Source organism: Enterococcus sp. DIV2467a (genome assembly GCF_050532945.1).
GTDB lineage: Bacteria > Bacillota > Bacilli > Lactobacillales > Enterococcaceae > Enterococcus > Enterococcus faecalis.
On record NZ_CP172896.1, the window covers coordinates 1,867,048 to 1,879,157 of the forward strand.

General features: G+C 37.4%; 10 protein-coding genes. 5 read left to right on the top strand and 5 right to left on the bottom strand.

Annotated features, from left to right (window positions below; genetic code table 11):
- Positions 1–38: 38 nt before the first annotated feature.
- The 3 genes from efbA to IGL80_RS08765 all read left to right on the top strand — a co-directional run bounded on the left by efbA (position 39) and on the right by IGL80_RS08765 (position 2,585).
- Positions 39–1,751, top strand: a complete 1,713-nt coding sequence (efbA, locus tag IGL80_RS08755) for a fibronectin-binding protein EfbA (RefSeq protein ID WP_002360516.1) — start codon at positions 39–41, stop codon at positions 1,749–1,751.
- Positions 1,752–1,906: 155 nt separating this feature from the next.
- A complete protein-coding gene (locus IGL80_RS08760; RefSeq protein WP_002381957.1) occupies positions 1,907–2,170 on the top strand; it encodes a hypothetical protein in 264 nt (87 codons plus the stop codon).
- 73 nt (positions 2,171–2,243) lie between these two features.
- Positions 2,244–2,585, top strand: a complete 342-nt coding sequence (locus IGL80_RS08765; protein ID WP_002391631.1) for an iron-sulfur cluster biosynthesis family protein — start codon at positions 2,244–2,246, stop codon at positions 2,583–2,585.
- A 38-nt stretch (positions 2,586–2,623) separates the two neighbouring features.
- On the opposite strand, the gene IGL80_RS08770 is transcribed toward IGL80_RS08765, so the two are convergent.
- The 3 genes from IGL80_RS08770 to IGL80_RS08780 all read right to left on the bottom strand — a co-directional run bounded on the left by IGL80_RS08770 (position 2,624) and on the right by IGL80_RS08780 (position 6,063).
- Positions 2,624–3,082 (bottom strand): DUF441 domain-containing protein, encoded by a 459-nt coding sequence (locus IGL80_RS08770; protein ID WP_002357887.1) that lies wholly within the window; start codon positions 3,080–3,082, stop codon positions 2,624–2,626.
- A gap of 473 nt (positions 3,083–3,555) precedes the next feature.
- Positions 3,556–4,605: an oxidoreductase gene (locus IGL80_RS08775; RefSeq protein WP_002404493.1), complete on the bottom strand. Its 1,050-nt coding sequence runs from the start codon at positions 4,603–4,605 to the stop codon at positions 3,556–3,558.
- Between the two features lie 24 nt (positions 4,606–4,629).
- Positions 4,630–6,063, bottom strand: a complete 1,434-nt coding sequence (locus tag IGL80_RS08780) for a glycoside hydrolase family 1 protein (RefSeq protein ID WP_002360520.1) — start codon at positions 6,061–6,063, stop codon at positions 4,630–4,632.
- A 242-nt stretch (positions 6,064–6,305) separates the two neighbouring features.
- On the opposite strand from IGL80_RS08780, the gene IGL80_RS08785 reads away from it, so the two are divergent.
- On the top strand, positions 6,306–7,019 hold the full coding sequence (locus IGL80_RS08785) for a GntR family transcriptional regulator (RefSeq protein WP_002366529.1): 714 nt from the start codon (positions 6,306–6,308) through the stop codon (positions 7,017–7,019).
- 270 nt (positions 7,020–7,289) lie between these two features.
- Positions 7,290–7,820, top strand: a complete 531-nt coding sequence (locus IGL80_RS08790) for a DUF5067 domain-containing protein (RefSeq protein ID WP_002384665.1) — start codon at positions 7,290–7,292, stop codon at positions 7,818–7,820.
- A gap of 32 nt (positions 7,821–7,852) precedes the next feature.
- On the opposite strand, the gene IGL80_RS08795 is transcribed toward IGL80_RS08790, so the two are convergent.
- Both IGL80_RS08795 and IGL80_RS08800 read right to left on the bottom strand, forming a co-directional pair.
- Positions 7,853–8,818 (bottom strand): LacI family DNA-binding transcriptional regulator, encoded by a 966-nt coding sequence (locus IGL80_RS08795; protein WP_002360522.1) that lies wholly within the window; start codon positions 8,816–8,818, stop codon positions 7,853–7,855.
- Between the two features lie 15 nt (positions 8,819–8,833).
- Positions 8,834–12,109, bottom strand: a complete 3,276-nt coding sequence (locus tag IGL80_RS08800; RefSeq protein WP_002360523.1) for a GH36-type glycosyl hydrolase domain-containing protein — start codon at positions 12,107–12,109, stop codon at positions 8,834–8,836.
- Position 12,110: the final 1 nt, after the last annotated feature.

Consider the following 12,110-nt stretch of genomic DNA (forward strand, 5'->3'; position numbering starts at 1 on the left):
AATAAAGCTATTAGTCGGAAAGAAACGAGGGATTTATTATGTCATTTGATGGCGTATTTACTCATAGCATGGTTCATGAGTTGACAGAAACACTCGTAAGTGGCCGGATTTCAAAAATCCATCAGCCTTATGAAAACGAAGTCGTTTTAGTCATTCGTGCGAAAGGTAAAAACCATAAATTATTATTATCAGCACATCCTAGTTATGCGCGCATACAACTATCTACAATTACCTATAGCAATCCGGAAACACCTCCTAATTTTGTGATGATGTTACGAAAATTTCTGGACGGTGCCATTTTAGAAACGATTCAACAAATAGAAAATGATCGCGTGATTCACTTCACCTTTTCAAAAAGAGATGAACTAGGCGACTTACAAAATATTGTTTTGATTGTTGAATTAATGGGACGTCACAGTACTATCGTTTTAGTTAACCAATCTTCTGGAAAAATCTTAGATGCAATAAAACACATTGGAATGAGCCAAAATAGTTATCGTTCGTTGCTTCCTGGAGCAACTTATATTGAACCGCCAAAACCAATGGGACTTAATCCGCTCACGGCCTCAAAAGAAGAAGTCTTTGCGCTTCTTTCTACAGCTCCTGAATTAAACGGACGCTATTTACAACAACATTTCCAAGGTCTAGGCAAAGATACAGCAGACGAATTAAGTGCCCGTTTACTTGCACAACCAAATGAAAAAATGGCCATCTGGACGGAATTTTGGTCCTCAGTCACTGAAGCTGTTGTACCGACATTAACAGTCACTGAAAAAAAAGAATATTTTACGCCCATTCCTTATCAATCATTAGTTGGTGAACAAACAACGTATCCGACACTCAGTGAATTACTAGATGCCTTTTATTCTGGTAAAGCAGAGAAAGACCGTGTCAAACAACAAGGTGGCGAACTAATTCGCAAAATTGAAAATGAACTAAAAAGAAATCAAAAGAAACTTAAAAAATTACAGCAAACCTTAGCCGATACAGAAAACGCTGAAAATTACCGTCGCGACGGAGAACTATTAACAACCTTCATGGCACAAGTCCCAAAAGGAGCCACCGAGGTGGAATTACCAAATTATTATGAAGAAAATGCACCGTTGCGTATCTCGCTAAATCCTGCACTTTCACCTAATCAAAATGCACAAAAATATTTTCAAAAATACCAAAAATTGAAAAATGCTGTTCGAGTTGTTAAGACACAAATTCAGCAAACACAACAAGAAATTTCTTATTTAGAGTCAGTTGTGGCACAACTTGAAATTGCGACACCAATGGACATTGAAGTGATTCGTGAAGAACTGATTGAGCAAGGCTATTTAAAACGTAAAAAAAATAAAAAACAAAAACAGCCGAAAAAAAGCCAACCCGATCTTTTTTATGCCACAGATGGCACACCTATTCTCGTTGGAAAAAACAATTTGCAAAATGATCAATTAACTTTACGAACCGCTAAAAAAACTGATTATTGGCTCCATGCCAAAGATATTCCTGGATCTCATGTAATTATTCGTGACGCACATCCTAGCGAAGAAACCCTTACTGAAGCCGCACTTCTAGCAGCTTATTTTTCAAAATATCGACTTTCTTCACAAGTGCCTGTTGACTATGTCCAAGTAAAACATGTGCATAAACCCAATGGAGCAAAACCAGGTTATGTGATTTATGAAAACCAACGAACGTTATATGTGACGCCAACAGAAGAATCGATCAAAAAAATCCAGCAAAATAAGGATTCTGCTTCCTAATTATATTAAACTAAAAAACAACGTACTGCCGATTGATCGTACGTTGTTTTTTTGCATTGGCAAAGACATTTATCAAGTGATAAATAACACAAGTAAGCTCAATTAGTTTACAAACTAGCCATTTCTCTCTATACTGACTGTTGGAGGTGAAATTCATGGTCTTTTTACACATTATTTTTGGGATGTTTGCCTTTATTGGCGCTTTAGGTTTAGGTGTCGCCTTCCGCGATAGCTTTACAGAACTTTCAACACCAAAGAAAGCAGCGATTATTTTATCTTACGTAGGTGCGATTGGTTCAACAGTCCTAGGGTTCACATCAGCAACAAAAAATCCATTTGTTTTAGCTGCAACAGTTGTCTTAGTTGTCGCCTTTTCTATTGCTCTTTTCAAAAAAAGCAGTAAAGAAACAAGCAAATAATAAAACCTTTGAAGAGCGGCATAGCGACAAGCTACCCTCTTCCTTTTACATACTATTTAAAGGAGTGAGGCAAATGTCTCTGACTATTTCTGAAGAAGTAAAACAACGTTTAGCCCCTTTCTTAACTGAAACGAACACCTTCTTGTTGGTAGCAAATGACGGCTCTAATCCTTATTCTTCCGCAGAAGGTTGTTGTATGATTGGCGATCGTTTCATTATCGTTCCTGTTGATCAAGCGGAAGCGCCTTATACCGAAACAATTGCTAATGATTCTTTTCACGTCTATACTTCGACGTATGACCAAATGTTTTTAACAGGGCATTTACAGCTAGTGATTCATCCGAATGCGGGAACCATTACTTTAAAAAATGAAAGTGGCATATTAGATAGTAATGTGGACATTTATCAACACTAAAAAAGCAAACAAAACGTTTACGCGTTTTGTTTGCTTTTTTAGTGTTGAAAGGCTTGAAAGGTAGTAATGATTACGTACATCATCCCCGATGCAATAATCGGACCAGCTGCAATTCCTTTTAAAAAAACGACGCCAAGAATCGTTCCAAAAACTAAGGCCACCGTAATCTCTGGCGATTGATTAATTAAACCTACTCCTTTTGAGGATAAAACAGCTACCAGAATTCCACAAAGTATCCCCAGCCATCCCATCGGTGTTTTGAATGATTGGATTAAATCCTTTAAGCCAATTTGTCCTGTAGCAATCGGGACTAAAATGGTAATTGAAATAATTGTGACCCCTAAATTAATGCCTTTATCTGACAACCACGACATGATTTTCGCACTATTTGGTAAAGCTTTTAAAGCAAGCACAACAACTGATGCAATTAATAAACTTTGATTTTTTGCAACAAACGCAATCAAGGCAATCAGTAGTAAAAAAAGCCAACTTTCCACTGGTTGTCCTCCTTTCTGATTTGGTTCTTTCGTTAACCAAACTTTCTTGTCTTTCCTATTTTAGCAAAGAACCTCTTTAATTACCATTCAGCTTCAGTAATTATTGTCTTTTTCACCCGAATCTTGCTTAGAAAAAACGAGTTAAAAATTAATTTTTTCTCATAACAAGCCTTTTTCTCTTTGAAAAATTATTTTATGAAGTATACTAATATTAACTATAAAGTAGTTTACTTGCATTTATACTGGATATTCGATATCCTATTTAAGGCTCTTCAATTGAGCGAGCATCACAAAAGACATTTTAGTAGCAATTCTTGGGGAAGTAGTGCTACTAAGATGTCTTTCCTTTTTTTATTTTTACTAACAATATACGTTTCTTATATTAAAATTCACAATTCTTTATAAATAAAAGCGCCTGCCCCACAGTTGTCTGGACTGTAGGGCAGGCGCTTTTCAAGTCATTTAAATACGCTTTAGTTTTCTTTCAAATGATAAACACTTGGACTTGGGTTAAGGAAACCTGCTTCTAAAATTTCGATGTTAGTTAATGCTTGCTCTTCAGTTACTAGTTGCGGTGCACCATTTTTCAACGTTTCATAGACGGCATCATAATAACGACCGTAATCACCTACAGGCGTTTTAATTTGTTTTTTAATCCAGTCGCCATTGCCATTACGGTAGGTCACTTCTCCATAATACATTGGTGAATCTTCTCCAAATCCTGGTGCATCCGGCATGATTCCGGCTTTTAAATCATTTTCTTGTTGATCTTCGCCATATTTGATGAACGAGCCATTGCTGCCATGAACAATAAAACGTGGATACGGACTAGCGACAGAATGATTCGTTTTAACTTTTACTTTTAATTTTGAACCATAATGTAAATCAACGTCAAAATAATTATCGACTGCCTCGCTCACTTCATTATTACGAATATCATAAGTGACTTGATCTGGACGCCCGAAAAGAGCAATCATGCGATCCATTAAATGAATGCCTAGTCCGTAAAACGAACCATTTTCTTTAGGTCCTTGTTCCGTGATACTTCCTGGTCGATAATAATCAATATGCGTTTCCACTTCATTGATTTCTCCTAAAAAGCCTTGCTCTACTACTTGCTTCATCGCTAGGTAATCGCCGTCGAAACGTCGATTTTGATAAGGCATCACTACTACCCCTTTTTCTTGCCCTAAAGCAAATAATTCCTCTGCATGTTCTAACGTATCACAAAATGGTTTTTCCACAATCACTGATTTACCAGCTAAAATGGCTTGTTTGGCTAAATCATAATGTGTATGCGCAGGTGTACAGATTGTGATCAATTCAATTTCTGGATCCGTCAATAATTCATTAAGGTCAGTGGTAAAATTTACGCCTTTTTCTTTAAAGGGCGCTGCTGCTTTTTCATTAACATGTAAATCGAAAATCGTTTTCACTTCTAGTGTTTCTCGAATCATTACGTAAGGTAAATGGTAGCGGTTGGCACTTTTACCAAATCCAATAAACCCCATTTTTACTGTCATATTTTCCACACTCTTTTCTTATAATTAGATAAGTCCATTTGTTTCAATGACTTTTTGATACCAATAATAACTGTCTTTCGGGATTCTTTCTAAGGAACCTTTTTGTGTTTCATCTTGATCCACATAGACAAAACCATAACGCTTTTGATAGCCGTTGAGCCACGACAGTAAATCGGTGTAACTCCATGTACAATAACCAATAACTGAAACGCCATCCGTAATCGCCTCTTGAATCGCTTGGATATGGCTTCGTAAATAATCAATGCGATACGTATCATGAATTTGTTTATCTTCTGTTAAGGTATCATATTCGCCTAACCCATTTTCAGTAATTAAAATAGGCACTTGATAGCGACTAGCTAATCGTCGTAAGGCAATTCTCAAACCTTGCGGGTCAATGGCCCAATCCCAGTTCGTTCGTTCAACATAAGGATTATTTACTTTTTTAAATAAACCCGGTACCCCAGATTCCGTTTCAGAACCCTTTTCACCCGTTGTATTCATCTTCCCTATTCCAACGCCATCTAATGGATTAGCAGCAACCGTATCCGTCCGATAATAATTAATACCTAGAAAATCAGGTTTGGCTGAACGTAGTAACGCTAAATCGCCCTCTTTTATCGTTGGGGCCACACCTTGCTCCTTTAAGTAATTTAATGCGGCAATTGGGTATTCTCCCCAAAGATAGACATCTAACCAAAAATGCGACAACAAATCTTCTGCATTTTCTGCCGCCAAAACATTGGCAGGATGCGCATCAACGGCATAAACAGGCGTATAAGCAAAGCTAGGGCCAATTTTGCCAGGCATTTCTAATTCATGAAACGCATTAATCACTGCTGCATTGGCTAAATTAGCAATATGATTGGCCTCATACATCCGTTTATTATTTGTTACGCCGGGAGGATGCACGGCTAATTGATAACCTAACGAAGTAAACACATTTTGTTCGTTTAAACTAATCCAATAGCGAACTTTGCCACGAAAAGCGTCAAATAAAATTTTCGCATAGGCCACAAAATCAGCAATAATTTTTCTTGATTCCCAGCCACCATATTCTTTTTGCAAAACAGCTGGCAAATCCCAATGATACAGAGTTACCATTGGTTCAATTCCTGCCGCTAATAACTCATCAATTAAATCTGAATAAAATTTCAGTCCCGCTTGATTTACTTGACCACGCCCTTCAGGTAAAATTCGTGTCCATGCAATCGAGAAACGATATGCTTTTAAACCTTGTTGTTTCATTAAAGCCACATCTTCTTTGAAACGATGATAATGATCGACGGCTAAATCGCCAGTTGTCTCTTTGAACGTTTTTCCTGGTAGCCGAACAAATTCATCCCAAACAGATGCGCCTTTGCCGTCTTCATTCCAAGCACCTTCTACTTGATAAGCTGCCGAAGCTGAGCCCCATAAAAAATCTTGCGGAAATGCTTTTAGTTGGTGATGTTCCATTGTCATACCTCCCTCTTTTCTGTGCTGCCCTTTTATTGTAAAAGGTTTTCACAAAAAGTACCAATCAGATCAATAAGTTCTTCTGTTTACTTTTAAAACTATATAGTTTTAAAAAGAATAAGTCAACTACTTTTATTTAAGTACTTGATTATTAAGTGGTTACGTTAAAAATAAATATATAGTTTTAACACGTTAAATTCATGGTATAATGAGAGAAATACTGGTGATAAAGGAGGACTCTGATGCGGACAAATACACGTTATAAAGAAATTTATGCAGCTATAAAACAGGATATTGAAGCAGGTGTTTATCCCATTAATCAAAAGTTACCCCAAGGTCGTCTTCTTGCAGAAAAATATCAGGTCAGCGAACTAACCATTACAAAAGCCTTACATTTGCTTGTGCAAGAAGGTTATGTTGTCAGACGACGTGGCTCGGGCAGCTTTGTTCAAGACTTTCAAAATCGAACCATTACTAAATTTTCTCCGTTAACCGGCACTTACTCAACCTACGATGGAAAAGTTGAATCCGTGGTTTTAGGCTTTGCAACAGAAGTACCTGAGCCTTGGGTGACTGAAAAATTAAGTATTACAGAAGAAGAGTTAGTCTACAAAATTATTCGTTTACGGATTATCGAAGATGTGCCCTCAATTATTGAATACACTTGGATGCCCGTTGCTTTAATTCCGAACTTGACAATGAAAGAATTGAAAGTCTCCATTTATCAATATATTTCGGAACAATTGCATCAAAAAATTCAAAGTGCGCGGGTCAGCATTTCTGGGATCCGTCCTTCTGCGTTGGAAAAAAAATATTTAAACTTAACCGATAATGATTTCCTGATGCGTGCAGAACAAATTGCTTACCTAGGCAATGGACATATTTTTGAATACTCAATTGCGAATCATATTCCTAGTGAATTCACTTTTGAAACTGTCTTAATTGCAGAAAAATAGAAAACTTTTATGTTGCCATTTCTCATTTCTAACAAAACGATCTCTTTACTTTGAGCCAATACTTTTTGTTAGAAATGTTTTTCTGTTAGTTAAAAATATTTTTCAAATTATATTTCCAAACATGAATTTTGATAAAAGTATTGCTATTTACTAGAACTACGATTAAAATATTGCTTGTAGCACTCTTTTTTATATAGATACAAGCAATTTGTTTTTTACATAGTCAATCAACCAAAGTGAGGACTTTATATGAGGAAACCCTACATTTTAATGAGCTTACTCGTTCTAAGTACCTTATTAAGTGCTTGTTCAACTGTAAGTGGCAGCCCAGCAAGTCAAAGTGCGCCCGCACCTGATGAAGTGTTGGCGACAAGTATTGGGACGTATGAAAATCGAACATTGTTGGTTCCAGATGGTCGTTTAGCCTTAACTGCCTTGCATAAAGGAAAAGATTATCAAGGCAAACCAATGTTTTATGTCCTGTTTGAATTAACCAATACAACCGAAAAAACACAAAATATTCAGCTAATGATTCAAAGTTTTATGGAAGTTAGTCAAACTGTCCACGGAAAAGCCCAAAATTTACAATATGCAGTCTTAACAGATTCACCTTTCCAAGACAAATTAGATCGTTTAGCAGATGAAATCAATCCTGGTGAAACAATCCAAGGCGCTTACCCGTATGAATTTATTAATGAGAATAAGCCGGTCCATTTTAAATTTAGAGATCGCCTTCTCAGTCTGGATGAACCCATTGCATCAGAAGAAATTACCATTACAGAAAAAAGTTTGGTCCGCTAGCTTAGCTAGCATTGGACCAAACTTTTTATTTATTATTCAGACGGAAAAGATTCTCCTTCTATAAAACGAGTGTAAATGTGTTCGCTCTCAGCAGGTTCTCCCCGCATTAAATGAATAATTTTCTCTGCAGCCACCATGCCCCATCGATGTTTAGAATAGGCAATTGTTGCTAATCGCGGTTGCACAAACGCACCTAGTTCAGAATTATCAAAACCAATAATCCGAATGTCTTTCCCCATTTGGTAATTTGTTTCTGCAACATATTTATAGACACCGATCGCCATTTCATCATTAAAAGCAAAAACATCGACTGGTTCTGTCTGTGGTTGACTCAAAATTTTTTTAGCAGCCGCATAGCCAGAAGGTTCGGTAAAATCGCCTTGGATAATTTCATAAGGTATCCCAAAACGAGTTAATTCTCGTGTACTAACAGCCAATCTTTCTTGGCTATCATAACCTTTTTCTGGTCCAGAAAGCAGAAGAACTTTTTTTGAACCCACATTGACAAATTGCTCAATTGCCTGCGTGGCACCGCCACGATTATCCAAGAGAACTTGCCGAATATTCCTATGCTCAGTGGTTCGATCAAGGACAACGATCGAATGGCCTCGTTCAGCAAACTTTTCAATTTCTTTTGTTGGAAATGTCCAATCTAAAATAATTGCCCCATCCACCATTTTTTCAGGAATGAAAAGATGTGACTTTTTACCGCTGCAGACAATCATCTCATAATCAAACAGTGCTAAGCCTTTCTTAATCCCCTCCAACAATTCACCATAAAAACTACCGCCATAATCGGCCAAATAGACACCAATAATATTGGTTTGACGACGTTTTAATGTGCGAGCGGCCATGTTAGGAACATAGTTTAGCTCTTCAGCAATTGCTTGGATGCGCGTTCGTGTTTCTTCAGTTACCTTTGAACTACCATTCAATGCGTAAGAAACGGTCGAGATTGATACGCCTGCTTTTTTTGCAATATCTTTAATTCCTACCATGGACTACTCTCCTTTCTAATGGTAAATTTCAATAACACTTGCTTCATTTAATAATGAAAGCACCTCGTCTTTTTGAACTTCTATTCCCCCTTCTCGATAAGGGTTTTCTTCAAACTTAAACGGAACTTCTTGACCATCGATAACTATTTTCGCTGACTGATTTGGATAAAATTTATATGTGACAGGTTTATCAAACAATTGGTAAGTTAGTGCTAAACCAGACAATTTTTCTGGTAACACGGGATCGAAAACCACACTTTGGGCCTTTTGCCGAATCCCTAAAACAGCTGTAATTAATTGATTTAAATAAATTCCCGGCCCGCTTGAATAAATTCGCCAACCACCTTTTACCCCAATACTTCCATCTTTTAGTTTACCAAAATTTTCTTGTGATTCATACCTTGTTTTAAAATCGCCATCGGAACTACTAAAATAGGCATTGGCTTGGCGTAACTCTGCATTGTGAACCACTTCTTTTAATTGAACTGGATTGATTTGCATTAATGCTTGCCAGGTTTTGTCTCGCTGACCAATTTTCGCCATCGCTTCTGTATAGCGAATGTGCGCATGAACATACTGTAAACCAATTTCGCGACCAAAATTAGCCGCCTGTTCTGCTCGTTTAAAATTAGTGCTCACACCGCCTCGATAGTTCGCTGGTTTGTTCATTAAACGCACGCCATCAGGAAACGTTAATTCTTTTTCAATAATTTCTAAATGATGACTTACTTGTTCCGGTGTTAATAATTCGGCTAACATACTACGAGTCATTGGCAATAATCGATATTGAATCCCTGTTTTTTGGTCATTTGGGTGAATCATTTGTTCAAAAGTTTCTGGCGTTTCCATATAAATAAACCCTGGAATCGTTTCATCCGCCAACATATATTTTTGAAAATCGTTCTTTATTCCTGCGACTAAAATTGCTAAGTGTTGACTATAAGTAGCATCGATTTCCGTAATTAAAGCCGCAAATTTTTTCAACACTTGATACGTTAAGGCAACGGTCCAACTACTAGCCATTTGCTCTTTAAGACGATTATCATAAGGTTGTAACGTGTCATCCCAATCGCCGTCACCGTAACAGGATAGAAAAGTTTCTGGTAAAAAATGTTGTTCAATATAATTTATTTCTTTTTTCAAATGTTCAAATAAAGATGCTGTTTCTTTTGTTTTGTGATTATCTTTGCGACTTGTATAAGGGATTTCCGTAGCTAAGATTGAATAATCTGCAGTTTGTTCCAAATAATCAGTCACTACTTTCAACGGCCAGACGATAATATCGCCATGGCTTTCACTGGCTTTTTGTTCTTCGTATCGGTCAAACATAAACCATTGCGGCCAGTTGCCATCGTCCTCAAATTGATTTTCAAATAGATGCTGAATAATGGAGGCCACGATCTTAGGCTGTTGTGTCGCAAAGAAAAATTCTGTCGGTCCTTGCGACACATCTCGTGTGCCCCAAGCTGCTCCACCATATTGTTCTAAGCCATGTGGCGACAAATAATGAACGAGCATATTATGAGTATACCAACGAGTCAATTGATTCATTTGCTGCACACTTGAGTCTGTGTGTGTTAACTCAAAATGATGCAACAAGCCATTAATGAATGCTAAATATTGACTTTCTGCTTTTTCAAAATCTAATGGTATATTGACTAATGATTGGTCCTCTATACTGCCCGTAATAAGTAGTGAAAATTTTTGGGTCTTTTCGATTGCCAAGACTAATAAGTCCGCTTCAGCTCCACCAAATAATGTGCTATCGGTTACTTGAAATGATTTATCAACTGTCAATGCATAGGTTAGTTCTGGGTAATAATTTTCTGTAGCAGAATGATTTCCCGTCACTCGAAGCGTTTTGCCAGTTTGTTCTAATTGATAGGTTGGTACTTCTTCCGGTCCTAATAACAAATGGTTAGAAACAGCCCACATATATGCATCCTTTTGACTGGTCACTTCCAATTGAATCACTCTTGAATCAGGCGAAGTGAAGGTGCGTACTCGAATTGTATCCTTTGGCAACTTATAATACCACGTAGCAGAGTTCAACCCCATTTCAAAAGCAGAAGGCATTGTTAGTAAGCGCCATAAGCCATTCTCTAAAATGTAGATTCGTTGACCAGAGCGTTTCATAACGTTTAAAGCGTTTCGGCTATTACTCATTAATTTGTTCATGGTTGTATTTCCTAAAACCACTTGTGAATTGAAAACGCCATACATATACACTGTCGTACTAAGCAAGGGTTCGTCAACCGTTAATCCTTTACCACTTAATAAAATGTGGCCATGCGCTCTTTCCATGGCAATTTCTTTTTCTTGAAGAACAACGTGATGGTAATTTTCCGTGAAAAAGGAATACGTCTGACCTCCTACTTTTTCAATTTGTGTCTGAAGGGGATAAAGTGCGGCCAACTCTTCTTCTGTTAATGGATTTCCTGTGATAGGTTCTCCTAAAAGTTTCGGAGGAGAGTCCTGTGTTTCTTCTAATGAATCGAATGTCACAGTTTCATAAATAGCTTGTAAGTCTTCTTTCGATAAAAAAGGTTCAGCTAATGCTTGCGAATGTGTTTCTGTTACCGCACCATAAAAAACAAATTCCTTACTTTCATTCGTTAATTGGACGGCTTCCGTTTGTAAAGCGGTGTAAGCAAATTCATATTGATAGACTTCATTTGCTAAATATCTTTTCCTCAATGCTTCTGGTGTGTTTGTTTGTTTAAATGAACGTCCGAAAAATTGATAGCCGTCCGTTGAGTAGCCTGCTAATTTTTGAAAACTCCCTTGAATAAAGGCTGGAAACTTCTCATTTTGCGGTTGATTTTGTCTTGATAAAACAACAAGCTCTTCGCCCTCTTGCCAAATGTGATGATCAAGATACTGCGACACATACGCTTCATTTGACTGAACGGCTCCTTTTGTCGCTAAGCCAATATCTTGACCATAAACAATATCTACTAAGCCAGTTCCAGTGACATTAACCCGCCAGAACCATTGATTGCTTGGCCCCAAACGAAAGTCAACTTGGTAACGAACCGCTTCAAATTCACCCCGCCATGTCAATTGATTATCTGAAAGATAAAAATCACTTTGACTGTTGGAACCAATCATTGGTCGATAATTAATTGTGTCCCCTGTAATTATCCGCAAATAGAGTTGATTCATACTGCCGTCTAAAGGATTACCTTCTAATTGATTAATCATCATGCCACAGCTGTTCAATTCTTTTAAATCACCTGTCTCTAGAAATGTAGCGACTGTGTCTGCTTGCTTAAGCTTCTTTATCTGCATA